24 protein-coding genes and 1 riboswitch are annotated in these 23,022 nt (G+C 54.4%); of the genes, 17 read left to right on the top strand and 7 right to left on the bottom strand.

Features of this window, described 5'->3' with window-relative positions; genetic code table 11:
- Window positions 1–12: 12 nt before the first annotated feature.
- The 3 genes from KNP76_RS07100 to hemG form a co-directional block, all read right to left on the bottom strand.
- The gene (locus tag KNP76_RS07100) at window positions 13–330 is read right to left on the bottom strand and encodes a hypothetical protein (RefSeq protein ID WP_034809007.1); all 318 of its coding nucleotides are present in this window, start codon (window positions 328–330) and stop codon (window positions 13–15) included.
- Window positions 331–418: 88 nt separating this feature from the next.
- Entirely contained in the window at window positions 419–1,486 is a 1,068-nt protein-coding gene (locus KNP76_RS07095; protein WP_214843736.1) for a TIGR04053 family radical SAM/SPASM domain-containing protein, read from the bottom strand.
- Window positions 1,483–2,847: a protoporphyrinogen oxidase gene (gene hemG, locus KNP76_RS07090; RefSeq protein ID WP_214843734.1), complete on the bottom strand. Its 1,365-nt coding sequence runs from the start codon at window positions 2,845–2,847 to the stop codon at window positions 1,483–1,485. The genes KNP76_RS07095 and hemG overlap by 4 nt, the downstream gene beginning before the upstream one ends.
- Before the next feature lie 112 nt (window positions 2,848–2,959).
- Here hemG and KNP76_RS07085 point away from each other — a divergent pair, with 112 nt between their 5' ends.
- Window positions 2,960–3,124: a hypothetical protein gene (locus KNP76_RS07085; protein WP_167331249.1), complete on the top strand. Its 165-nt coding sequence runs from the start codon at window positions 2,960–2,962 to the stop codon at window positions 3,122–3,124.
- A gap of 56 nt (window positions 3,125–3,180) precedes the next feature.
- Window positions 3,181–4,125: a glutaminase A gene (gene glsA / locus KNP76_RS07080; RefSeq protein WP_371816171.1), complete on the top strand. Its 945-nt coding sequence runs from the start codon at window positions 3,181–3,183 to the stop codon at window positions 4,123–4,125.
- On the opposite strand, the gene KNP76_RS07075 is transcribed toward glsA, so the two are convergent.
- Entirely contained in the window at window positions 4,122–4,895 is a 774-nt protein-coding gene (locus tag KNP76_RS07075; RefSeq protein WP_034814354.1) for a CHAD domain-containing protein, read from the bottom strand. The genes glsA and KNP76_RS07075 overlap by 4 nt on opposite strands.
- A 38-nt stretch (window positions 4,896–4,933) precedes the next feature.
- On the opposite strand from KNP76_RS07075, the gene KNP76_RS07070 reads away from it, so the two are divergent.
- The 4 genes from KNP76_RS07070 (at window position 4,934) to KNP76_RS07055 (ending at window position 9,873) form a co-directional block, all read left to right on the top strand.
- Window positions 4,934–6,301, top strand: a complete 1,368-nt coding sequence (locus KNP76_RS07070) for an MATE family efflux transporter (RefSeq protein ID WP_214843732.1) — start codon at window positions 4,934–4,936, stop codon at window positions 6,299–6,301.
- Window positions 6,302–6,716: 415 nt separating this feature from the next.
- Window positions 6,717–7,865, top strand: a complete 1,149-nt coding sequence (gene nagA, locus KNP76_RS07065; protein WP_214843730.1) for an N-acetylglucosamine-6-phosphate deacetylase — start codon at window positions 6,717–6,719, stop codon at window positions 7,863–7,865.
- Window positions 7,862–8,626 carry a glucosamine-6-phosphate deaminase gene (gene nagB, locus KNP76_RS07060; RefSeq protein ID WP_214843728.1) on the top strand — a complete coding sequence of 255 codons (765 nt, stop codon included), beginning with the start codon at window positions 7,862–7,864 and terminating at the stop codon, window positions 8,624–8,626. The genes nagA and nagB overlap by 4 nt, the downstream gene beginning before the upstream one ends.
- A gap of 143 nt (window positions 8,627–8,769) precedes the next feature.
- Window positions 8,770–9,873 carry an LCP family protein gene (locus KNP76_RS07055; RefSeq protein ID WP_034814358.1) on the top strand — a complete coding sequence of 368 codons (1,104 nt, stop codon included), beginning with the start codon at window positions 8,770–8,772 and terminating at the stop codon, window positions 9,871–9,873.
- Window positions 9,874–9,905: 32 nt separating this feature from the next.
- Here the strand turns inward: KNP76_RS07055 and KNP76_RS07050 are convergent, their stop codons facing one another.
- Window positions 9,906–10,634 carry a GntR family transcriptional regulator gene (locus KNP76_RS07050; RefSeq protein WP_211779959.1) on the bottom strand — a complete coding sequence of 243 codons (729 nt, stop codon included), beginning with the start codon at window positions 10,632–10,634 and terminating at the stop codon, window positions 9,906–9,908.
- Between the two features lie 93 nt (window positions 10,635–10,727).
- Between KNP76_RS07050 and KNP76_RS07045 the strand changes: the two genes are divergently transcribed.
- The 10 genes from KNP76_RS07045 (at window position 10,728) to lysA (ending at window position 20,551) form a co-directional block, all read left to right on the top strand.
- Entirely contained in the window at window positions 10,728–11,888 is a 1,161-nt protein-coding gene (locus KNP76_RS07045) for an alanine--tRNA ligase-related protein (protein WP_214843726.1), read from the top strand.
- Window positions 11,882–12,310: a GNAT family N-acetyltransferase gene (locus tag KNP76_RS07040; RefSeq protein ID WP_214843724.1), complete on the top strand. Its 429-nt coding sequence runs from the start codon at window positions 11,882–11,884 to the stop codon at window positions 12,308–12,310. The genes KNP76_RS07045 and KNP76_RS07040 overlap by 7 nt, the downstream gene beginning before the upstream one ends.
- A gap of 77 nt (window positions 12,311–12,387) precedes the next feature.
- A riboswitch (Lysine riboswitch) is annotated at window positions 12,388–12,568 on the top strand.
- 114 nt (window positions 12,569–12,682) lie between these two features.
- Window positions 12,683–13,882, top strand: coding sequence for an aspartate kinase (locus KNP76_RS07035; RefSeq protein WP_034814424.1), 1,200 nt, complete (start codon window positions 12,683–12,685; stop codon window positions 13,880–13,882).
- Window positions 13,883–13,894: 12 nt separating this feature from the next.
- Entirely contained in the window at window positions 13,895–14,890 is a 996-nt protein-coding gene (locus KNP76_RS07030) for an aspartate-semialdehyde dehydrogenase (protein WP_214843717.1), read from the top strand.
- A 12-nt stretch (window positions 14,891–14,902) separates the two neighbouring features.
- Window positions 14,903–15,784, top strand: a complete 882-nt coding sequence (gene dapA, locus KNP76_RS07025) for a 4-hydroxy-tetrahydrodipicolinate synthase (protein ID WP_214843709.1) — start codon at window positions 14,903–14,905, stop codon at window positions 15,782–15,784.
- On the top strand, window positions 15,781–16,530 hold the full coding sequence (gene dapB / locus KNP76_RS07020) for a 4-hydroxy-tetrahydrodipicolinate reductase (protein ID WP_214843707.1): 750 nt from the start codon (window positions 15,781–15,783) through the stop codon (window positions 16,528–16,530). Before dapA ends, dapB begins: the two co-directional genes overlap by 4 nt.
- On the top strand, window positions 16,508–17,215 hold the full coding sequence (gene dapD / locus KNP76_RS07015; protein ID WP_214843705.1) for a 2,3,4,5-tetrahydropyridine-2,6-dicarboxylate N-acetyltransferase: 708 nt from the start codon (window positions 16,508–16,510) through the stop codon (window positions 17,213–17,215). Before dapB ends, dapD begins: the two co-directional genes overlap by 23 nt.
- Before the next feature lie 46 nt (window positions 17,216–17,261).
- Complete coding sequence (locus tag KNP76_RS07010; protein ID WP_034809956.1) at window positions 17,262–18,188, top strand: branched-chain amino acid transaminase; 927 nt, start codon at window positions 17,262–17,264, stop codon at window positions 18,186–18,188.
- A 12-nt stretch (window positions 18,189–18,200) separates the two neighbouring features.
- A complete protein-coding gene (gene alr / locus KNP76_RS07005; protein ID WP_034814373.1) occupies window positions 18,201–19,289 on the top strand; it encodes an alanine racemase in 1,089 nt (362 codons plus the stop codon).
- The gene (lysA, locus tag KNP76_RS07000) at window positions 19,259–20,551 is read left to right on the top strand and encodes a diaminopimelate decarboxylase (RefSeq protein ID WP_251137389.1); all 1,293 of its coding nucleotides are present in this window, start codon (window positions 19,259–19,261) and stop codon (window positions 20,549–20,551) included. The genes alr and lysA overlap by 31 nt, the downstream gene beginning before the upstream one ends.
- A 67-nt stretch (window positions 20,552–20,618) precedes the next feature.
- Here lysA and KNP76_RS06995 read toward each other — a convergent pair whose 3' ends face one another.
- Window positions 20,619–21,233, bottom strand: coding sequence for a hypothetical protein (locus KNP76_RS06995; protein ID WP_211779952.1), 615 nt, complete (start codon window positions 21,231–21,233; stop codon window positions 20,619–20,621).
- Window positions 21,234–21,415: 182 nt separating this feature from the next.
- Here KNP76_RS06995 and KNP76_RS06990 point away from each other — a divergent pair, with 182 nt between their 5' ends.
- The gene (locus KNP76_RS06990) at window positions 21,416–21,967 is read left to right on the top strand and encodes a nitroreductase family protein (protein WP_235193489.1); all 552 of its coding nucleotides are present in this window, start codon (window positions 21,416–21,418) and stop codon (window positions 21,965–21,967) included.
- A gap of 402 nt (window positions 21,968–22,369) precedes the next feature.
- Here KNP76_RS06990 and KNP76_RS06985 read toward each other — a convergent pair whose 3' ends face one another.
- Window positions 22,370–22,906, bottom strand: a complete 537-nt coding sequence (locus tag KNP76_RS06985; RefSeq protein ID WP_034814380.1) for a gamma carbonic anhydrase family protein — start codon at window positions 22,904–22,906, stop codon at window positions 22,370–22,372.
- Window positions 22,907–23,022: the final 116 nt, after the last annotated feature.

Here is a 23,022-nt window from a genome sequence, read left to right as displayed (position 1 = left end):
GGCGCTCCTTTTTTAGTGATTGACTCGTGTGCGTCGATGGACGGCGCGTAGGACGAAATAACTGAGTGCGAGAAACGTTACATACAACAGGACGGCGAACGCAAAATTGAAGACGACCGGGATTGTCCCCATATCACGCTGTCGCGCGGCCTCGTCAAACCAAATCACAAGCCAAAAGAACAAACCGAGACTGACCGCGACGAGCGAGTAAAATCCGCCGTTCACGGTCTTTCCAAATCGCATGATCAAATGGCCGACCGGATAGCTAATCAAGGCGATGAGTGCGAGGCCGATGTAAAACAAGCCGTCAATCGGGACATACACGAACATGTGATCTCCACCTTTATCGAAGTAAAAGCAAATTCAATATATTTACATGTATCATACGATAAACCTAAAAAATGTAAAATGATTCTTTTTACGTAGACGGTTGATAGACGCAGTACGGTTCTTCGGCTTTATAGTCGCCCGTCACGGCGAACGCACGGGCCCGCGAACCGCCGCAGATGTAACGATATTCGCAATACCCGCACTTGCCTCCGTGCGTATCGGGGTCCCGGAGTGAGGTGAATACCGGATGATGTCGATAAAGGTCGGCGAGCGATGACTGTTTGACGTTGCCGCATTTGATCGGGAGAAAACCGGACGGCTGGACGTCACCGGTATGTGAGATGAAGACGAACCCGTTCCCATCGTTCGTCCCACGTGGCGCTTTTGCCAAATCATCGTGCGGATGACCGATGGGTGGAAGCCCGAGTTGTTTCCGGCGCGCGTTCTCTTGTCTAGCGACGCGGCGATAAAATTGGGCCTCGGTCGTCGAGACGATGAACGGGACCTCGGCTTGGAGGGCGAACGCCCAACGTAGCACTTCTTCATGCCGCTCTGGCGTGATCGGTTGTAAGAGCGAACCGCGTCCGGTCGGAACGAGGAAAAAGAGGGTCCAGACGGAGACACCGAGCGCACCGACGAGTTCGGCAATCGCGGGAAGTTGGTCCACGTTGTATTCCGTGACGGTCGTATTGATTTGAAATGACATGTCTTCCTGTTGAAAGTACGAGATGCCGCGTAATGTCCGGTCGAAACTGCCGCGTGTGCCTCGGAAGTAGTCGTGCGACTTGGCGTCCGGTCCATCAATTGAGAACGCCCAGCGTGAAAGTCCGGCCGCTTTAGCCCGCTTGACCGCATCGTGGGTCACGCGTGGGGTAGCCGAAGGCGTCATCGAGACGCGCATGCCGAGCGAGGCTGCGTACCGGGTCAGTTCGAATAAGTCGTCACGCATGAGCGGGTCGCCACCGGTAAAAACAAGAATCGGGTTGCCCATGGCGTGAATGTCACGGATGAGTGCTTTCGCCTGATCGGTATCGAGTTCATCGGGATACCGATGATATTGGGCTTCGGCCCGGCAATGAAGGCATGACAACGCGCAGGCGCGCGTCACTTCCCAAATGACGATGAACGGATTGACGTTGTAATCGATTCCGCTCATACGAGCACCTCTGGCGTTACGTTCAGACGTTCGACGGCCCGTTTGGCCGAATCGACACAGTCCGGCAATCCGACCCCGTCAAGAATCGCGCCGCACGCCTCGACCCCGTCCAGTGCGGCGAGGGCACGATTGAAGGAACGGACGTACGCTTTATGGCCGACTTCATATTGGGGCATCGTATCGAGGTGCCGTTCGACTTTCGTGAAGAGCGGCTTCCCGACGTGTTGAATCGTTCGTAGCTCGTCTAAGGCAAACGCGGCAATCGTCTCGTCGTCTTCCTTCAACAGGGGAGGCACGTGCTCGGATCCGATATAGACGCGTAGGAGCGCCATACCCGCAGGTGCCATGTGCGGCCACTTCTTATGCATCCAGCTGCAGGCGGTCAGTGCGTTGCCTTCCCGTTTGGCGATGACATACCCGGTCCCGTCGAGCGCTGCGACATCGGTCTCTTTGAAGGCGGCGAGCACGTTCAAGGAAGACGTTCGTTTCAAGTCGGATAACTGTGCTGCTTCAGCCAATCCGAGCATCGGGCCGAGCGCCTCTGGAGAAGTCGCGAGAATGATACCGTCAAACGTCTCGACCGTCCCGTCCGAGAGCTCGACTTCATGCGGGCGAATCGCGGCGACGCGTGTGTTCAAATAAAGCTGATCGATGGCCGGTCGGAGCGCTTCAGTCAATGTGCCGAGCCCGTTACGGAGCGACAAGAACTTCCCTGCCTCACGAGGTGTGGCCCCGGCTTGAACGGGCGGTGTCAATGCTTTCATGCCGAGGATCAGGCTACGTTTTTTCCGTTCAATCGTGATAAACTGAGGAAAAGTAGACTCGATGCTCATGTCTTGGAGCGTCCCGTTATAAATGCCCGACAAGAGCGGTTCGATCATCGACTCGACGACTTCAGGACCGAGCCGGGTACGGAAGAACGTGTCGAGCGAGATGTCTGTGCCGTGATAGACGCGCGGAAGCACGAGGTCGAGCCCGGCCCGGAACTTGCCGCGCCACGTGAATAAGTCGGTCTTGACCATCGGCCAAAACTTTGTCGGGATGCCCATGACGGAACCGTCCGGCATTTGACGCAGTTTTTGACGGACATAGATGTACGACGTCCCAGTCTTCGAACGAACCAGCTGCCCGTCTAAGCCGAGCTCTTGAATCAAGTCGGGCAGCGTCGGTTTCCGGGCCATATAGCCGTCGGGTCCGCACTCGAGGACGAATCCGTCCCGATGAATCGTTTTGATTTTCCCTCCAAGTCGATCGTTCGCCTCATAGAGTGTGACGTGCGCCCCGGCTTGTTTGGCGTAATAGGCGGCGGCAAGCCCGGTGATTCCGCCGCCGATGATTGCAATCTGTTTCAATTCATTCACCCATTTCCGTATAGTCTCACGCTTAACGGTACCGAGAATCGGCAACGAGACATAGGATAAGTATCACGCCGTTGTTAGACAAAACTGTCACGAATGAAAAGGAGGAACTGCCATGCTCTCATTCTGGCTGATGGCGTCCGTCGTCATCGTAGGCGTCATCACGTTCATCCTCGTGATGAATCGGCACGGCGACAAGCTCGAGGGCGACGAAGAGAGTCCGCCAATTCTATGGGCCGATGACAAGTGGTATAAAGATGACGGGCCGCCGGATGGATAACCGCGAGAAGATGTGGTAAGATGACCCGGTTGTAAACTATCGGATATGAGGTGATGATGATGAACGTATTAGAACAGCAGTTGGCGCATTTGGTCGACGAGTGTCGTCCGTATACGGCTCAAGGGAAAGTGGCCGATTATATTCCCGAGCTGGCTCATGTGAAAGACGATTTACTCGGCGTGGCGATTTGTCTGCCTGACGGTTCTTACATCCATGCGGGTGACGTCCATCATAAATTCACGATTCAAAGCGTCTCGAAGGCGCTCACGCTCTGTTATGTCTTGATGGAGTTTGGCGAAGACTATGTGTTCTCGAAAGTGGGGATGGAGCCGACCGGGGATGCGTTCAACTCGATTGCAAAACTTGAAGAGACGGTGCCGTCAAAACCACTCAACCCGATGATCAACGCCGGGGCGCTCGCCGTCACGAGTATGATTTTAGGCGACACGGCCGAGCTGAAGATTTATCAGTTTCGTCAATTTTTGGCGACGTTATTAAACGTGCCTGTCGAAGAGGTGCGCTACAACGAAAAAGTCGCCCGCTCGGAATACGAGACGACCGACTTGAACCGGGCCTTGCTTTATTTCATGCGTCATCACGGCATCGTCGAAGGAGACGTCGATGAGATTATCGATGTATACACGAAGCAATGTGCCATCGAAATCGATTGTTTTGACTTGGCTCGCATCGGCCGGATTCTATCCGGTAACGGCGAGGACCCGGTGACAGGCGAAGAGTTGATTCCGCGCCGTGTCGTCCGAATCGTCAAAGCGATCATGACGACGTGCGGCATGTACGATGCTTCGGGCGAGTTCGCCGTCCGCGTCGGACTTCCTGGTAAGAGTGGCGTGTCGGGTGCGATTCTCGCGACCGGCAAGCATGAGCTCGGGCTGAGCGATGTCGGATTCGGAATTTTCGGTCCCGCCCTCGACTCGAAAGGGAACTCGATTGCCGGGATGAAGTTGCTTGAACTGCTCGTCGAACGCTATACGTCACGTTAAAGCTTGACAGCGTTGACCGATTCGTCGAGTTCTGCCTCGAGTTGGCGCAGTTTCGATTCATATGCGGCACTCAGCTCTTCGGGCGGGGTGAACGCGGACCAGCGCAACAATAACTGATGGTGGTCGTTCATGTTCCCGAGCTCGGTCTGGAGCCGTTTTAATTTATGGACTTGGTCTTTCGACGCCTCGTCCTCATAGTTCAACAAATATTCATGCAAATAGCGCTCGCGTTTCACGGCGAGCCGGACTTTATGAAGCGTCTCGAGCCGGTCGGCCATCTGTGACGCTTCTTTATGGGTGGCGATGCGACGTTTTCGTTCATCTTTCGCTTTCTCGAGGAAAGACGCCGCGTCTTGTTTTTTGAAGGCGCGGAACAGCTGGCCACCGAGGAAACGACGCACTTGTTGGTCGAGTGACGGCGTCATCTTCTCGCTCACGCGGGTGGCGAGTACGGTTCGATTGACGGCACGCTGTCGCTCCATCTCGTTGAGAAAAGCGATATCGAGTTCCGAATCGGTCTCGAGCGCCTCGACGAGTACGTCGCCGTCCCGAACCGTTCCGAGTGCCTCCATGAGTTGTTTCAGCTGACGATACGTGGACGGTTTCGTCTCGTACAGTTGCATGAACGTTAACAGCTTCCGGAGGTGAACGCGCGCCTGATGGATGTCTTCACTGTTTTGAAACGTGAGCGCTTCGGTCATATAATGGTTGAACGTATTCCACGTCTCGAGCAACTCATATTTTAGTTTTTCCGCATTCCGTTGATTCATTCTACTGTTTCCTTTCTGAAATGAGATGAGGGTTGTCCATGTACCAAACACATACGCTTCAAGAAAAAATCAAACTGTTCTTCACCATCTTCTATCCGATTTTGGTGACACAAGTCTCTTTTTACTTAATCAGCTTTTTTGACACGGTCATGTCCGGCCGGGCCGGAGCGGTCGACTTGGCCGGTGTCGGCGTCGGGTCGAGTCTATGGATGCCGGTCTATACGGGACTGAGCGGGATTTTGCTCGCTGTCGCGCCGATTGTCGCGCAAGCGCTCGGGGTGAGAAATATCCAGCAGATTCAACGGACGTTGTTCCAAGGCGTCTACTTAGCGGTCGGCCTGAGCATCGCGACGCTCATCCTCGGATTCATCCTCGTGCCGACTGCCGTCGACGGGATGGGTCTGAGTGAAGAAGGGAAGCGCATCGCCAAAGGGTATTTGCTCGCCCTCGGGTTCGGGGTGTTGCCGATGTTCTTGTTCAACGTGTTACGCACGCTTATGGATTCACTCGGCAAAACGCGCGTCTCGATGCTGCTTATACTATTAGGGTTACCCATTAACGTCGGTTTAAACTACATCTTCATCTTTGGAAAACTCGGCGTCCCGGCTTACGGTGGCATCGGGGCAGGCATCGCCTCGGCGATCACGTATTGGCTTCTATTTTTCATGGCGCTCGCTTTCGTCCGAAGCGGCAAACCGTTCCTCGAGTATCGTTTCTTGCGCTCGTTTGAACGACTGCTTTGGCCACGCCAAAAAGAACTGTTGCAACTCGGGACGCCAATCGGGCTCGCCATCTTTGCCGAGGTGAGCATCTTCGCGGCGGTCACGCTTCTGTTGAGTTCGTACGGCGACAATATTGTCGCCGCGCACCAGGCGGCGATCAACTTCGCATCGTTCGTCTACATGTTGCCGCTCTCCGCATCGAGTGCACTCACAATCGTCGTCGGCTATGAGCTCGGGGCCCGCCGCTTAAAAGATGCGGTCCGATACGCTAAGATCGGCCTTTCGCTCTGTTTGGCCGTGTCGATTTTCTCGGGGGCGTTCTTGTTCTGGCAAAACGAACGGGTCGCCGCGATTTACACGAACGACGCGGCTGTCGTCGAACTCGCCGCCCACTTCATGATCTTCGCGGTGTTCTTCCAACTGTCGGACGCGGTCGCCGCGCCGATTCAAGGGATTTTGCGTGGTTTCAAAGACGTGAACGTGACGCTCGTCTTGTCACTCATCGCCTACTGGGTGATCGGGCTGCCGCTCGGGTATACGCTCGCCGAACCGCTCGGTGTCGGTCCGGACGGGTATTGGATTGGGCTCATCGCCGGACTTGCCGCTGGGGCCGTGCTCTTATTTGTTCGTCTCGTGTATATCGTCCGGCGTTATAAACCGGAACCGGTTGAAATCAAATCGTAAGTATATGGGAGACCCAGTCGACTGACTGGGTCTCGGTTTGTTGACTAACAGAATGATTTCACTCATCCTCTTGGCGCCTTCGCTTTCCTAGGGGCGAGCAGGGAGCCGCATCGCGTAACGCTGCTGCGCTCGCTATCCCCTTAGGAGTCTCCGGCGCCGCCGGATGAGCGCCGCGAGAGGCCGAACTTGTGAGGTCTCTCGTCTTTACATTTCTTCAATTTTATGTCGGGCAGTGCGCCACGGGACCATTGAATCCAAAAGAAGATGAACCAAATCACATGTCACGATTTGGTTCGTCAACAGATTGGGTCTTCTTTCGTGAAAAGAAATTCAATGTGGTTAAATTGGTATATACAACTATACTAGTTATTTGTTATGATAATGGGGAAGAACAGTGGTAGAAAGGTGGAGATTGATGATGGTGATTATCAATGCACACATCGTCTCGGGCGACGAGACGTTTGAACGAGGGTTTATTCGAATCAACGGGGCGACGATCGAACAAGTCGGCTCGATGTCAGACTATGTCGAACAAGAGGAAACGGTACACGATGTCTCCGGTGCGCTCGTCACCCCTGGGATGATTGATGTGCACGTCCACGGCGGGTATGACGTCGACACGATGGACGCTGACGAGACGACGTTGCGCCAATGGGCCGAATCGATGTTTGCTGAAGGCGTGACATCATTTTTTGCGACGACGATCACCCAGTCACCGTCGAACATCTCGCGTGCGCTCGAGGCGACGCGCCGTGTCATCGAGACGAATGATACGTCGCTCATCGGGATCCATTTAGAAGGGCCGTTCGTGAACGTCGAGAACGCGGGGGCGCAACCGGCCGAATACATTGTCGACCCGGATGCGGAGTTGTTCCGTTCATGGCAACAGGAGGCAGCCGGACATATCCGGCTCGTGACGTACGCACCGGAGCGACCGGGCGCACGGGAACTCGAGGGAGTGATGCGTGAGACGGGGGCTATCGGGTCGGCTGGTCACACGAACGCGACATACGTCGAGAATAAGCGAGCGGGCGTCAAACACGGGACGCATCTATACAATCAGATGCGCGGACTGCATCACCGGGAGCCCGGAACGGTCGGCTATTGCCTGCTCGAACGGGACGTGATGGCAGAGATCATTCCGGACGGGATTCACAGCCGCCCGGAAATGGTCGACTTCGCCTATCGGATGAAAGGGGCAGACGGGCTCGTCGTCATCACGGATGCGATGCGGGCCAAAGGATTGCCCGATGGACGGTATGAGCTCGGCGGACAGCCTGTCATCGTGGAGGCGGGGGCTGCCCGTCTAGAAGCGGGCAACTTGGCGGGAAGCGTGTTGACGATGGACGCGGCATTTCGGAACATCCTCGCGTTCACCGGCTGTACGACCGAAGAAGCCGTGAAGATGACTTCGCTCAACCAAGCGCGCGAGTTCGGGTTGACACATAAAGGGAACATCGCCAGCGGCTTTGACGCCGACCTCGTCATCTGGGACAAGACGTTATCAGTCAAACAGACGATTCACCGTGGGCGAATCGTCTTTCAGAAGGAGGAGCACGCATGAACATCTTAGTCGCCAATACACCACAAGACGCCGAACAGATTGCATACACGCTCATTAAAGAACGCCTGACCGGGAAACGTGAATTCGTCCTCGGGCTTGCGACCGGGAGTACGCCGGTCGGCATGTATAAAATGTTCAAACAAGACCGATTGGATTGCAGCCATGTGACGAGCGTCAATTTGGATGAATATATCGGGCTCGCGCCGGACCACCCTCAAAGCTATCATCACTTCATGGAAGAGAAGCTGTTCGATGACGTGCCGTTCAAGGAGAGCCATGTGCCACGCGGGGACGCGCCCGACCCGGAACAAGAGACGGCACGTTACGAGGCGCTCGTCCGTTCGATCGGTGTCGACCTGCAGTTGCTCGGAATCGGCGAGAACGGACATATCGCCTTTAATGAGCCGGGGACTGCGCTCGACGCGAAGACGCACGTGACAGAATTGACAGAGTCGACACGCGAGGCGAACCGACGTTTCTTCGACTCGATTGACGAAGTGCCGACCCAAGCCATTACGATGGGCCTCGACACGATCATGAACGCACGTGAGATCGTCCTCGTCGCGACCGGGACACGAAAAGCGGAAGCGGTCCATCACATGATTGAGAGCGTCCCGACGATCGAGTGGCCGGCGACGATTCTACAGGCCCACCCGAGCGTCACGGTCGTCCTCGACAAGGAAGCGGCGTCGCGATGCGCGGAGGCGCTCCAAGCCCGAGGCAATGAGGCCGCGGCCCGTTTCTTCTCTATCCGAGCTTGACTCCTGCGGACATCAGTCCGCAGGTTTTTTATTTGTGGGAAATTGTATGGAAATGAATTTGTCATCAAAACGTTTTCGACAAACGGTATCGTTTCCTCTATAATAAGTGAAGCTCGTATCATTCGACCGTGAAGGAGAAACATATGAATTCAAGAACCCAGGCTCGTAGACGTCGCACAGGACCGTCTGCGTTTTATAAACTGTTCAGTGCAGTATTACTCATCGTCATCATCGCCGGCTCGAGCATGTATGGGACAGCCTTTTATAAAGCACACAACATGTTGTCGGGGACACAAGTGACACTTGACGACGACCCGATGGTAGAACCGACCCGGTTTGATAAAGAAGATACTGAAAGCTTCCTCGTGCTCGGGACGGATTTATCGCCCCAGAAGAAAGCACGTGGTGAATACGGACGTTCTGACGTCATGATCGTCGTCATCTTGAACAAGAAAGAAAAACAGACGACGATGCTTAGCATCCCGCGTGACTCATACGTCAACATCGACTATACCGGCTACAACATTCCGTACGGGAAGACAGGTCTTGACCAAGACAAAATCACGCACGCCTATTACTTCGGTTCGATGGACGAGTCGAACCCGAACAACGGTATGCGGATGTCAACGAAGACGGTCGAAAACCTCGTCGGGATTGAGATTGACCACGTCGTCTCACTCAACTTCCAAGGGTTCGTCGACTTTATCGATGCCGTCGGCGGTGTCGAGATTGACGTCCCGTTCTCGTCGAAACAAAACAGCTACGACGCTTCGCGTGAGGTCGTCGAAGTCGAGGCCGGCCTCCAGCAATTGACCGGTGAAGAAGCGCTCGCTTACGTCCGCAACCGCTATGACGACCCACGCGGTGACATCGGCCGCGGTCAACGTCAGATGGAAGTCATCAACGCCGTGCTCGAACAGTCGCTCGGGACGTCGCTCCTCAACAACTACGATAAAGTGTTGAAGGCCGTCGGTGACAATATGCAGACGACGCTCGGACCGAACGACTACATGCGCTTGATTGAAGACGTCGGTGCGCTCAACAACACGGTGCAATACCAGTTGACGGGTGAAGGTGCCCGCGCCAGTGACGGACATTTCTACTACTTCTTGAACGAGCCATTGCTCGATGAGGTCCGTTACCGTGTCCAACAAGCGGATGCCGGAAACGAAGTGCAGGCGATGACCGACTCAGAGCTCGAGTCGTATATGTACGACCCATCTGGAATCACATATGAAGCACAATAAAAACGATTTGCCACCTCGGCAAATCGTTTTTATTATGACCGCTCCATCGCGACCGTGAACGAGTAGGCGTCGCCACGGAACAACGAGCGGCTATATTCGAACATGTCTCCGCTATCGAGGTACGTCCGTTGATCGATTAAGAGCACCGGTGCCCCCGGCTCAATCGTCAAGAGTTCGGCTTCTTCCTCACCGGCACTTCGGGCTTCAAGCGTCTGCGTCGCATTTTTCAAATGGAGCCCTGCTTGCTCGGCATATTCATAGATTGACCCGGTGGCGTCCTCTTTCGTCAACTCGGGTAATAAGGAGACAGGGATGTAGGCCGTCTCGAGGGCGAGCACTTGCTCGTCGGCCAAGCGAAGGCGTTTCATCTCGTACACCGGGGTGTCGAGCGCGACGCTCAAGCGACGTGATACTTTATACGGGGCCGGAATCGTTTGGAACGAGAGCAGGCGTGAATACGGCCGCATACCGCGGTGTTTGATTTCTTCGGTGAAACTCGTCAAACCGGAGAGTGTCATCGAGATTTTGTTCGTCGCGACGAACGTGCCGCGCCCTTTTTGACGATGGAGATAGCCGTCATTGACTAAGTTTTTGATCGCTTGGCGGACGGTCATCCGGCTGACATCGTACGTCTCGGAAAACTCGCGTTCGGACGGGATGAGATCACCGGGTTGCAGAAACCCGTCATCTATTTGTTGCTTTAAATAAGATTCGATTTGATAATAAATAGGAAGCGGGGATTTTTTATCAATCTGTAACATCTCAATCGCTCCTGACTCATAAGGATTATGCCTTATTATAGACTAAATCAAACTAGTTGTCTGAACACATTATAGAGAAAAGAGGTTACAGTTATGACCGGATGGCAAGGACAAACGACCGTAACAGCACATAAAGAAGATAAGCGTGGCCATTGGATCGCTCTTGAAGAGACGCACTTTTATGCGGAAGGCGGCGGACAACCGGCTGATGCCGGAACAATCGCAGACGAAGCGGTACACGATGTTCAACAAATCGACGGCGTCGTGTGGCATTTGCTAGAGCGACCGATTGAAGTCGGTACAGCAGTGACTGCACAAGTCGACGTAGCGACACGTCGCGACCACTCCATCCAACATACGGCGCAACACGTGTTGACGGCCATCCTTGAAGACCGATACGGCATCGAGACGCTCAGTTTCGGTATCGGAACCGATGACGCCTCGATTGAGATTGGGACGCATGCGTTCGACTGGTCGCAAATCGAGCAACTCGAGCAAGACGTGGCGACGGTCATTTACGAAAACCGTCCGATTCACATCCGTCAGCTTGATGTTAGTGAAGTGGATCAGACGAAGTTGCGAAAGCCGACGGACCGGACCGGGATGATTCGCATCGTCGAAGTCGAGGGTCTTGACTATAACGCATGCGGCGGGACTCATGTCGCATCGACCGGACAACTCGGTTTCGTACACGTGACGGCTTTGAAAAAAGTCCGAGGGAACATCCGTTTGACATACGTTGCCGGTCGGCGGGCAATCCGGGAAACTCAATCGGCACGCACAGCACTTCGGACGGTCCATCAGACGTTGTCGACGACGAACGAGACCGTCGCGGCCCGCGTCCTTGAAGAACGGAACGCTCGGATTGAGCGTGAGAAAGAAGTGAAGGCGCTTGAGGCCCGGGTCGCCAAGGCGAAAGTGGCCGCCTTCTTACAAGAAGACAATTACGTGATCACACATATCGGCAAGACCGAAGGCGAGACGCTCACAACGATGATTATCGAACGGATCGCCGCGACCGGACGGATTGCCGTCGGGGCCAATCATACGGCCCAAAAGTTGATTCTCATGCATGACGGGACGCACGACATCGCCATCGGAAAGTTTTTGAAACGGGCGCTCGACGACCTCGGGATTGGCCGAGGCGGTGGCAGCCATAAACAAGCGCAGGCACGATTCGAGTCGGTGCTCGACTTAGAGAAGGCGACGGCAGAAGTCGTCAAACGTTTACAGGAAGGGGTCGTCTCATGTTAATAGTGAAGCACGGTCAGACAGACACGTTGATTGAACAAGCGCGACACGTCCGAGAAGTCGTCTTCATCGAAGAGCAAGGCATCGACCCGGCACTCGAATATGATGAACTCGACTCGGTCTGTGTCCACGTCGTCGGAACGGTCGAAGACGTTCCGGTAACGACGGCCCGGCTGCGGCTGGTTGAAGACGGCGTCGGGAAAGTCGAACGCGTCGCGACATTGAAGACGGCGCGCGGGAACGGGTATGCCCAGGAAGTCATGTTCGAGATTGAGCGCGTCGCGAACAGCCAAGGCATCCATACGCTGAAGCTCGGGGCTCAACTGACGGCGCTCCCGTTCTACGAGCGGCTCGGGTATGAGGCGTATGGCGACGAGTTTTTAGATGCGAATATCCCGCACCGGATGATGAAAAAGACGTGGTAATGCTTTTTAGAAATTTTCCTTTTTTCTAAAAAAAGGTTGGCAAGTCGTTTTTCATTTGTTATAACTAAAACTAACAACTGACAGATAGAGGTTGCGAATGACATGAGTAAGCTTGATCGAGACGGACGCATTCCGGATCGGGCCGAAAGGGGAATTTCGCCGAAGTCGACGTTCGCATGCGTACGAACGAAGGCTGGGGTAGTCGTGAATAACGCCTACACTGCCATGGATGAAATGCCATGGAGCGCTATCTACGGAACGATTCTTTAATCGTTTTTCAACTGCGCGTACAAGCGGCAGGCCGTAGGGAGAGTGCTTCCTACCGGTCTGCCGCTTTTTCTGTTGGTGGACATCATGAAAGTGGGGAACTTGATGACAACCGTATTAAAATTTGGAGGCAGCTCCGTTGCCACAATCGAACAGATTCAGGCAATTTCTGAGTACTTGCAAACCCGAGCTGAGGCCGGTGAGAAGCTCGTCGTCGTCGTATCTGCGATGGGCAAAACGACGGATTCACTCTTGTCACTCGCAAAACAGATTACGGAACGGCCGACGATTCGAGAACTCGATCGCTTGCTCGCCGTCGGAGAAGAACAGACGATCAGCCTGCTGAGCATCGCGTTGAACTCGCGAGGCGTCGCGGCCATCTCACTCACCGGACAGCAGGCCGGAATCGATACGATGGGTATCCATACAAAAAGTAAGATTAAGGCAATCCGTAAAGAAGTGCTCGAAGAGAAGCTCCGGACGTACGACGTCGTCATCGTCGCCGGTTTCCAAGGTGTCAACGAATTCGGTGACGTCACGACGCTTGGTCGTGGCGGCTCGGACACGACGGCCGTCGCTTTAGCGGCCGTCCTCAGTAAACGCTGTGAGATTTACACAGACGTCGCCGGCGTCTACACGGCCGACCCGCGCATCCATAAAGAAGCGCGCCGGTTGGATACCGTCTCATACGACGAGATGATGGAGATGAGCGCGCTCGGCTCGAAAGTGATGGAAATGCGCAGCGTCGAGCTCGCGAAAAAATACGATGTGAACATTTTTGTAGGAAAGACGCTTGCGAGCGAAGGAGGAACGTGGATTATGGATATGACCCAAGCAATGGAACAAAAAGCGGTGACGAGCGTGAGCGTCGTGAAAAACGTGCTCAGCGTCTCGATTAAACACATCCCGCATTCGGTGGCAGGGGTTGCCGATATTTTCGAGAAATTGTCACAGCGCCATGTCAATATCGATATGATCAGTCAGACGGCGTTCGACGGGGAAGTATTCCTCTCGTTCACGTGCCCGCTCGATGAAGAGGCGTTCCTTGAAGAAGCGCTCGCCGAGTTGACGGAATCGTTCCCGCAAATCAAGATTGACCGCCATACCGAGCATGCGAAAATCTCGGTCGTCGGGATCGGGATGCGCGACGCGACGGGTGTCGCCTCTGAATTGTTCGCGACGTTCCGTGAGAGCGGCATCCCGTTCTACCAGGTCACGACTTCCGAGATCAGCATCTCATACACGATTAACGAACAAGACGTCGAAGCAGCCGTCGCGGCCATCGCGACACGCTTCAAATTATAAGGAGGACGCGACATGTATAACGTAGCCGTCGTCGGCGCGACCGGTGCCGTCGGCCAAAAGATGATTGACGTATTGACAGAATATGAATTCCCGATTAGCGAGCTGTTGCTTTACGCATCGGCCCGCTCGGCTGGAAAAACAGTGACCGTGAACGGCCAGGACGTCGTCATCCGAGAACTCTCGGACGCGATTTACGCGGACCCGATCGACATCGCGCTCTTCTCGGCCGGTGGGAGCTTGAGTGAACAGTATGCGCCTCGGCTTAGCGAACAAGGCGTCATCGTCATCGACAACTCGAGCGCGTTCCGGATGCAGGCGGACATTCCGCTTATCGTCCCGGAAGTGAACCGTGTCGAGCTGAGCCCGGAGAAAACGCTCATCGCCAACCCGAACTGTTCGACGATTCAATCGGTCGTCGCGCTTGCCCCGCTCGCTGAAGTATACGGCTTGACGCGCGTCGCCTATACATCGTATCAAGCGGTCTCAGGGTCGGGCCAAAAAGGAATTGAAGATTTAGAGCGCGGAAGCCGCGGGGAAGAACCACAAAACTACCCGTATCCGATTTACGACAACGTGTTGCCGCATATCGACGTCTTTTTAGACAACGGTTATACGAAAGAAGAACAGAAGATGATTGACGAGACGCGCAAAATCTTGAACGCACCGAACCTCGGTGTCACGGCTACGTGTGTCCGTGTCCCGGTCCGTAATAGCCACGCCGTCTCGATCACGGTGACGCTCGACCGTACGGCGACGCTCGCTGAAGTGAAAGCGGTGCTCAGTGACGCACCGGGCATCGTCCTTATGGACAACCCGAGTGAGCTTGTCTATCCGACACCGCTCGATGCGAACGGGACGGACGACGTCTACGTCGGACGCGTCCGCGTCGACGAGTCGCAACCGAACACGTTCCATCTCTGGTGCGTCGCCGATAACGTTCGAAAAGGTGCCGCGGCGAACGCTGTACAAATCGCCCAATGCATGATTGGCCAGACCGCCACAAAATAAGGAGGAGATCATATGTTCACAGGAGTCGCAACTGCACTCGCCACACCGTTTCAACAAGACGGGTCGCTAAACCTTCCCGCATGGGAAGCGTTGATTGAAGAACAAATCCAAGAAGGGGTGAGCGGGCTTGTCATCGGAGGCACGACAGGTGAAGGAATGACGATCACGGACGCAGAGTTCGAGACGCTCCTTACGAAAGCGATCGCCGTCGCAAAAGGACGTGCCGTCATCATCGCCGGAACCGGGTCGAACAACACGGCGCTCAGCATCGAAAAGACGAAGCGTGCCGCTGAACTCGGCGCTGAGATGGCGATGGTCGTCACACCGTACTACAACAAGTCGACGCAAGCCGGACTCATCGCGCACTTCACAGCGATTGCGGATGCGTCACCGATTCCGCTCATGCTCTACAACGTGCCGTCACGCACCGGTGTCGCCCTCGAACCGGCGACGGTCAGGGAACTCGCTGACCATCCGCGCATCGCTGCGCTCAAAGAAGCGAGCGGGGATATCTCGGTCATGGCCCAAATGATGGCCCACTTACCGGAAGGCTTCCCGGTCTATTGCGGCAATGACGATCAAATCTTGCCGTACATGGCATGGGGCGCACAAGGCGTCGTCTCGGTCCTCTCAAACGTCTATCCAGGTGCGACCGTCGCACTCGCCGAGGCGCTCCTTGCCGGAGACTTGGAAACGGCACGCAAGTGGCAAATTCGTTTGCTTCCAGTCATCGATGAACTGTTCGCGGAAGTGAACCCGATTCCGGTCAAAGCCGCACTCAATGCGCGCGGCTTCGGCTTCGGTGAACCACGTCTCCCGCTCGTCCCGATGAGCGCGACGGCCGAGGCACGGTTGTTATCGGCAATGGAGCAGTTCAACGAGGTGAGACAGTGAACTTACTCATTCATGGATACGGGGCGATGGGTCAGATCGTCGAAGAAGTCGCCCATACACAAAACTTGAACGTCGCCGCCATCGTCTCACCGGCGGGCGGCGAACATCCGACGTCACTGCGAGACGTCGAGGCGGACATCGATGTCGTCATCGACTTCTCGAACCCGGCGCTGTTAGATGACGTGCTCGCTTACGGAAAAGCGAATAAAGTCCCGCTCGTTATCGCGACGACCGGCTTCTCGGAAGCCGAACTCGCGAAAATCGAGGAAGCGTCACGCGCGATTCCAATCTTCCAGTCGTATAACACGTCTTATGGAATCGCGCTGTTAAAACAGTTATTAGACCAGCTCGTCCCGCTCACGCTCGGTTATGACATCGAAGTGATTGAGGCGCACCACCGGAAGAAAGTCGACGCACCAAGCGGGACGGCGGAGTTGCTCGCCCGTGCCATCGAAGCGAAACGTGACGTCACACCGGTATATGACCGGACGCCACGCCGCGAAGCGCGGGAAGCAAACGAACTCGGCATGCACTCGGTGCGTGGCGGTACGATTTTCGGTGAACACACCGTCCTCTTTGCCGGGGACGATGAAATGCTTGAATTGAAACACACGGCCCTGTCGAAACGCGTCTTCGCGAACGGGGCACTCGCTGCGGCGGCGACGATTCTCGACCGCCCGGCCGGACTTTACAATTTAACGAACCTATACGAGGAGGCTACTCATGTTACTCACAAACGCTTATGAAATCGCGCAATACATTAAAGATGCCAAGAAAGAAACGCCAGTCAAATTATACGTCAACGGCCAATTGGCCGGTCTCACAATCGAGGACGCGAAAGCGTTCGGATCGGATGAGTCGAAGCTGTTCTTGACGACAGCAGAACGTGCGGCTGCGTTCCTTGAAACGAACGCGTCGGTCATCACGGATTCCCACCTCGAGTTTGATCGCCGCAATAGTGCCGTTCCAATGCTTGACACAACTCAACTCAATGCGCGCATCGAGCCAGGCTCATTCATCCGCGATCACGTTCAAATCGGGAACAATGCCGTCGTGATGATGGGTGCGGTCGTCAATATCGGAGCGGTCATCGGAGACGGTTCGATGGTCGACATGAACGCGGTCATCGGCGCCCGCGGCACACTCGGGAAAAACGTCCACCTTGGAGCCGGCGCAGTTGTCGCAGGCGTCCTTGAACCACCTTCAAAAGACCCGGTCATCATCGAAGACGGTGTCATGATCGGTGCGAACGCGGTCATCTTGGAGGGCGTCCGTGTCGGAGAGAACGCGGTCGTCGCAGCCGGTAGTGTCGTCACACAAGACGTACCGCCAGGCGTCGTCGTCGCCGGTACGCCTGCCCGCAACATTAAGCAAAAAGATGAAAAAACAGCAGAAAAAACACAACTTGTTGATGACTTACGCTCCCTGTAACGTATAATAGACAGAAAATATCAAAAATGAATGGGAGAGTTGAACGATGGAACAGTATGGACAATGGATGTGGCAAGACGGAGCTTGGATCGAGCCGACGGATGCGAACACGAGCATCATGACGCACGCGATTCACTATGGCAGCGGCTTTTTTGAAGGGATTCGGGCGTATCACACAGAGGAAGGCCCGGCCATCTTCCGACTCCGCGAACATTTAGAGCGACTCGTGCGTTCATGTGCGTACTATCATGTCGACTTACCTTATACGGTCGATGAGCTCGAGCAAGCGACAATCGAATTGATTGAGCGCAATGGATTCGAAGCTTGTTACATTCGCCCATTCGTTTTCCTCGGCACACCTTGGCAGGCACTCATGCCGACACAGGAAACGAAAGTACATGTCGCAATCTCGTGCTGGCCGCTCGGCGAGTATTTCAGTAAGACGGTCGGCATCCGGGCGAAAGTCGCTTCGTATCGTCGCGTATCTTCGACGATGATGCCGATGCAGGCAAAAGCGGCGGCCAACTATATGAACTCGCAACTCCTTAAAGGGGAGGCGGTACGAGACGGTTACGATGAAGCGATCGCTCTCGACATGAACGGGAACGTCAGCGAGGCGAGCGTCGCCAACATCTTCCTCGTCAAAGGGAAAAAGATTTTCACACCGTCACTCGACTGTTCAGTGCTTGACGGCATCACGCGTCAAACGGTGATCGACCTTGCCCGTGAAGAAGGGTTCGAAGTCATCGAACGTCATATCGGACGGGACGAGCTCTATGTCGCGGATGAGATTTTCTTGACAGGTACAGCGGCTGAAGTGACGAGTGTCATCGAAGTCGACAACATTTCAATCGGAGGCGGCGTGCAGACGGTCGCAACGAACATGCTCACCCGTTATCGTGAAGCGGTGACGGGGCAAATCGAGCACCGTCGTGACTGGGTCACGTTCGTCAAAGCAGCAGTGAAAGAGTAAAGGAGTTTTTGTATGGGAGTCACAATTGACTTGAATGCGATTCGCGAAAACAAACGTCGGATTGAGGCGCTCGGCCGACCGGTGTTCGCCGTCGTGAAAAACAACGCCTATAATTTAGGGATGAAGCCAGTTGTGACGACGCTGTACGAAGAAGGGGTACGTCACTTTATGGTGACGACGCTCGATGAGGCGACGGAAGTCCGGTCAAGCGCACCGGATGCCCGCGTGCTCGTCATGAATCCTGTCTATGAATGGACGAGTGTGCACGAGCAACAGCTTGACGTCGCCATCGGTTCCTACGACTGGCTCGTCGCACAGCGCAGTCAATTGGACGGCGTTCGTCTTCATTTGAAGCTAGACGTCGGCATGAACCGTTTCGGTGCGAAGACGTATGACGAAGCGCTCGCCATTCTCGCGTATTGCCAAGACGAAGGGCTTGACCTCGTCGGATTATGCACACACTTTCCGCTCGCCGATGCGGACAATGCAGAAATTGAGCATAGCGTCCACGTGGAACGGTTCGCCGACTGGTCGACGCGACTGATGGAACGGCAAACGTTTGAAGTGGTGCACGCGGCCAATAGCGCGGCCACGCTCCAAGCCGACCCGCGCCTCGGTCACTGCACACACGTCCGCGTCGGCATCTTCTTGTATGGCTACTCTTCCGTGGAACCGGTCGATTGGCTCATCCCGGCATTTCGTTGGGAGACGGAAGTCATCGCCATCCATGACATCGAAGCCGGTGCGCACGTCGGATACGGGACGGGCTATACGGCCGAAACGAGAGAACGCATCGCCGTGCTTCCGGTCGGTTATGGGGACGGGCTCATGCGGGCCCGGCGCCATTTACCGGTCCACATTCAGGAGAAGGCGTTCCCGTTCGTGAGCAACATCTTTATGAGTCACAGCTTTTTACGCGTTGATGCGTCGGTTCAAATCGGGGACCGTGTCGAATTGTACGGGAACACGACGAAAATCGACGACATCACGCGGACGGGTTATGCGAATAACTCGGAACAATTATGCGCACGCTCATGGCGTGTCCCGCATCGCTATGAAGGAGGAAATGTATGTACACCACCAACCAATCAGTTTGTATGATCGAGGGCGTGTCCGTTCGTGAACTTCAAGCGACATATGGGACGCCGCTCTATATCATGAGCGAACCGGAACTCGAGAGCCGCCTCGGCCTCGTCCGGAGCGCATTTTTAGACAAATATCCGAACACGTATGCGCTCTATGCGTCAAAAGCGATGTCAATCGCGGCCGTGTACGAGAAAGTGATGGCGGCTGGTCTAAGCATCGACGTCGTCTCGCGCGGCGAGATGTTCGTCGCCCTTCATGCGGGTGTCCCGGCCGACCGGATTCACGTCCACGGGTCGAACAAGACGGTACAGGATATCACGTTCGCGCTTGAGCACGGCATCACCCATTTCACAATCGATAACATGCGGGAAATCGGGTTGCTCTCGGGCCTTGCCACGCAGCACGGTGTTGACGTCGACGTCTTGCTCCGCATCGTCCCACAAGTCGTCGGAGGCGCCCACGAGGCGATTCAGACGGGTGGAGTCGACACGAAGTTTGGCTTCCCGACACATGACGACACGTATTTAGAAGCGGTCCGAGCGACACTTGAAGCGGATCGTCTTCGTCTGCAAGGCATCCATTGCCACGTCGGGTCACAGATTCAAGAGCCGACGCTGTTCATCAACACGGTGAAGACGATGGTCAACTTCATCGAGACGATTCGTCAACAGACGGGCTTCACAGCCGACGTGTTGAATATCGGGGGCGGCTTTGGTGTCGCTTATCTCGAGTCGGACGATCCGCTCGACTTTGCCGACACGATGACGCAAGTGATGGATACGCTCATCGCGGAAGTGAACCGCTTCGGATTGCCGCTCCCGAAAATCGGGATCGAGCCGGGCCGCTGGCTCGTCGCCAACGCCGGGGCGACGCTGTATGAAGTCGGGACGGTGAAAGAAGTGAGCGGTGTCCGCACGTACGTCTCGGTCGATGGCGGGATGACGGATAACATCCGTCCCGCTCTTTATGACGCCGAATATGACGTCATTGCGGCGACACGGATGAATGAAGAAAAGACGCTCGAAGCGAAGATCGTCGGCGCATGTTGCGAGTCGGGGGATATCATCTCGAACCGTTCACTCATCCCGCCGGTCGAGGCAGGGGATTTGCTCCTCGTCAAAGCGACGGGCGCCTATAACTTCTCGATGGCGAGCAACTATAACCAAATGCTTCGCCCGGCCGTCGTCTTCGTGAAAAATGGGACACATCGTCTCGTCGTCCGCAGACAGACGCTCGAAGATCTGGTCGTGTGTGAAGTCGTCGGACAATCATCGTAAGGATAGCCAGAAAAGGGATTCAGTCATGCGACTGAATCCCTTTTCGTGTCAACGACCATTTGTCAGGTTAATCGAGTTGTGCGTTCACTTCTGCTTCATATCGTTCCACAAGTTTGTTGTTGTCCGTCGTACCGTATTTCTTTTCTAAGACCGGGATGAGACGTAACCAAATCGTGTTCTTTTCATAAAGGTCTCGGTCAAACTGATGATTCAACTCTTGAAGGGATAAACCGAGGGCGCTCGCGTAGGCGAGATGAATCGGCAAATCACTTTGGTCCGGTCCTTGTTGAATGAAACGGTCAATCTCGTCTTCGGTTACGTGAATGTTGTACGTCTCTCTTGCGACCGTCTTCCATGAGACATCTTGTTCCATCGCTTCAGTCGAGAGTGCGATGACTTGCGCGTCTGTTAAGTCGGTTTCATAGTACAGCTTCTCTTCTGCCAACGTCCGAATGACCCACTTCCGTAACGGCTCCTCGACGTCGAACTGGTTTGCTTCGATGATCGCGTCATCAAACAGTTTCTTATAGTCGTCGAACGTGAAATTGTCTACGATTTGGCGCTGTTCTTCTTCACTTTTCATTTCAATCGTTTCAGGCTGAGAGGCCGCGGACTGACATGCTGCTGTGAAGATGGCGAGTGAGAGCGTACATAATAGCAATGATTTGAACCGTGCGGTCATGACGATCCTCTCCTTATCTGTTTGTTCGTTCATGGCGGTTGTTTCGACGAATGGAGCATGAGAGCGATTCACTACTATATACTCGCTAAATAGCCATCAGGTTCCCTTTATCTTCGGTCAAATCGCTACACATGAGAACGATTTTCAATTATGATGAAACAGATAGTAGAGGGGGTATTGACATGATTGAAAAGACAGCGGGACAACAGTTGATTGAATCGCGGCGGACGATTCGGATGTTTACGGAAGGTGAACTCGACACGGCTGAGTTGTATGAACTTTTGACATCGGCCCATCAAGCGCCGTTTCATAATAAAGTCGAACCGTGGAACGTCTATTTGTTCAACGGAGACGGGAAAGACGTGTTACTGTCCGCGCTCGAGCCAGCGTTTGAAGACGGACCGGAGTCGAAGCGGGAAAAGATTGCCGGGCGGATTCGGAATGCCGCTGCCTGCATCTACGTGACGACGAAGCCGTTCGAGACGGAGAAAGACAAGAAGGATGCGTTGCTCGCGACGGCGACGTTTATCCAGAACTTCCATCTGCTCTGTAGCGAGCGAGACATCGGCCTCGTCTGGCGGACGGGCGGTATCTTTGAGGATGCGCGCCTGCAAGACATGATCGGTGCGGAAGGAGAGACGTTCGTCGGGTTGCTCCAACTCGGGCGATTCGAGGACGTCCCACCAAAGAAACGTCGTCAGTCGGTTGACAGTTGCCTCACGATTTTTGAATAAAGAAAAGCTCGAGCGGAGACCAGTGTCTACGCTCGAGCTTTTCGTCTATGCAAGTTATTTTTTTAATTTATTTGCGAGCCAGTCTTGAATGACGTTTGCTGGAATCATTATGATCACGTTCCCCCGGTTTTGATTTCTTCCTCTATACTATTATCCGATTGGATCCGTTCCCAAACCTCTCGATGTGCGCCTTGCAACGTATCATCGAACGAATCCTCGACATGAAGGCAATAGCTTGGGTTAATGGACGAAGCGTACAAGTCTAACATGAGTTGAGCGTGGTTGAGATGCATACAATTGGCTCCTTTCGACACGTCGGCTTGACTACATCCTCAGTATACAAAGGAATCATGAAGAAAATTCAGGGGAATCGTTAACAATTTATGAATCTTGTAAACGCTTTCACAAACTTTCTTTACGTTCGATCGGTTCGCACGTCGTCAAATACTGCTCTGCTCGTTTGGCGTACTTGTTGACCGTCCGCTCCATGATAAACCGATCTTCATCGTTCAGCGGTCGGACGACTTTTGCAGGTACCCCCATGACCATGACCCCTTCTGGGATTTGCATGTTCGGCGTGACGAGCGCACCGGCTGCGACGAATGAACCTTTCCCGACCTTGGCCCCATCGAGGACGGTCGCGTGCATCCCGATGAGACAACCTTCTTCAATCTCACAACCGTGAATCATCGCCATGTGTCCGATGGAGACACGGTCGTGAATGATTGTCGGTGAGCCTTCGTATTGATGGACCATCGAACCGTCCTGGATGTTGACGTACGAACCGATTTGAATCGGACCTTCGTCCCCGCGGATGACCGTATTGAACCAAACCCCAGAATGGGCCCCGATCGTGACGTCGCCGATGACATGGGCACCGGGAGCGACGAAGACCGTCGCGTCGACGTTTGGAAGTAAATCACCTAATTTGTACTGCATATGTGTAACCCCTTTCAAACAGATATGCTCTTATTGTCGCACAACTTGAAAAAGAAATTGCGCCGAAAAGATTTTTCTTGTTAAGATAGATAAAATACGTTGAAAAAAGGAGACAC

Origin of the sequence: Exiguobacterium sp. s150 (genome assembly GCF_018618435.1) — a bacterium.
In the GTDB taxonomy this organism is placed as follows: Bacteria; Bacillota; Bacilli; order Exiguobacteriales; family Exiguobacteriaceae; genus Exiguobacterium; species Exiguobacterium alkaliphilum.
This window is presented reverse-complemented; position numbering and strand designations above follow the sequence as displayed.

Bases quoted from the DNA above. Each gene is read 5' to 3' on its own strand.
- KNP76_RS06985 (WP_034814380.1), bottom strand. From the start codon at position 22,906: ATGCAGTACAAATTAGGTGATTTACTTCCAAACGTCGACGCGACGGTC.
- KNP76_RS07085 (WP_167331249.1), top strand. From the start codon at position 2,960: ATGCTCTCATTCTGGCTGATGGCGTCCGTCGTCATCGTAGGCGTCATC.
- alr (WP_034814373.1), top strand. From the start codon at position 18,201: ATGGGAGTCACAATTGACTTGAATGCGATTCGCGAAAACAAACGTCGG.
- dapD (WP_214843705.1), top strand. From the start codon at position 16,508: ATGTTACTCACAAACGCTTATGAAATCGCGCAATACATTAAAGATGCC.
- KNP76_RS06995 (WP_211779952.1), bottom strand. From the start codon at position 21,233: ATGACCGCACGGTTCAAATCATTGCTATTATGTACGCTCTCACTCGCC.
- KNP76_RS07055 (WP_034814358.1), top strand. From the start codon at position 8,770: ATGAATTCAAGAACCCAGGCTCGTAGACGTCGCACAGGACCGTCTGCG.
- KNP76_RS07050 (WP_211779959.1), bottom strand. From the start codon at position 10,634: ATGTTACAGATTGATAAAAAATCCCCGCTTCCTATTTATTATCAAATC.
- nagB (WP_214843728.1), top strand. From the start codon at position 7,862: ATGAACATCTTAGTCGCCAATACACCACAAGACGCCGAACAGATTGCA.
- KNP76_RS07045 (WP_214843726.1), top strand. From the start codon at position 10,728: ATGACCGGATGGCAAGGACAAACGACCGTAACAGCACATAAAGAAGAT.
- KNP76_RS07030 (WP_214843717.1), top strand. From the start codon at position 13,895: ATGTATAACGTAGCCGTCGTCGGCGCGACCGGTGCCGTCGGCCAAAAG.
- KNP76_RS07035 (WP_034814424.1), top strand. From the start codon at position 12,683: ATGACAACCGTATTAAAATTTGGAGGCAGCTCCGTTGCCACAATCGAA.
- KNP76_RS07075 (WP_034814354.1), bottom strand. From the start codon at position 4,895: ATGAATCAACGGAATGCGGAAAAACTAAAATATGAGTTGCTCGAGACG.
- glsA (WP_371816171.1), top strand. From the start codon at position 3,181: ATGATGAACGTATTAGAACAGCAGTTGGCGCATTTGGTCGACGAGTGT.
- KNP76_RS07100 (WP_034809007.1), bottom strand. From the start codon at position 330: ATGTTCGTGTATGTCCCGATTGACGGCTTGTTTTACATCGGCCTCGCA.
- dapA (WP_214843709.1), top strand. From the start codon at position 14,903: ATGTTCACAGGAGTCGCAACTGCACTCGCCACACCGTTTCAACAAGAC.
- KNP76_RS06990 (WP_235193489.1), top strand. From the start codon at position 21,416: ATGATTGAAAAGACAGCGGGACAACAGTTGATTGAATCGCGGCGGACG.
- KNP76_RS07040 (WP_214843724.1), top strand. From the start codon at position 11,882: ATGTTAATAGTGAAGCACGGTCAGACAGACACGTTGATTGAACAAGCG.
- KNP76_RS07095 (WP_214843736.1), bottom strand. From the start codon at position 1,486: ATGAGCGGAATCGATTACAACGTCAATCCGTTCATCGTCATTTGGGAA.
- KNP76_RS07070 (WP_214843732.1), top strand. From the start codon at position 4,934: ATGTACCAAACACATACGCTTCAAGAAAAAATCAAACTGTTCTTCACC.
- nagA (WP_214843730.1), top strand. From the start codon at position 6,717: ATGATGGTGATTATCAATGCACACATCGTCTCGGGCGACGAGACGTTT.
- KNP76_RS07010 (WP_034809956.1), top strand. From the start codon at position 17,262: ATGGAACAGTATGGACAATGGATGTGGCAAGACGGAGCTTGGATCGAG.
- lysA (WP_251137389.1), top strand. From the start codon at position 19,259: ATGTACACCACCAACCAATCAGTTTGTATGATCGAGGGCGTGTCCGTT.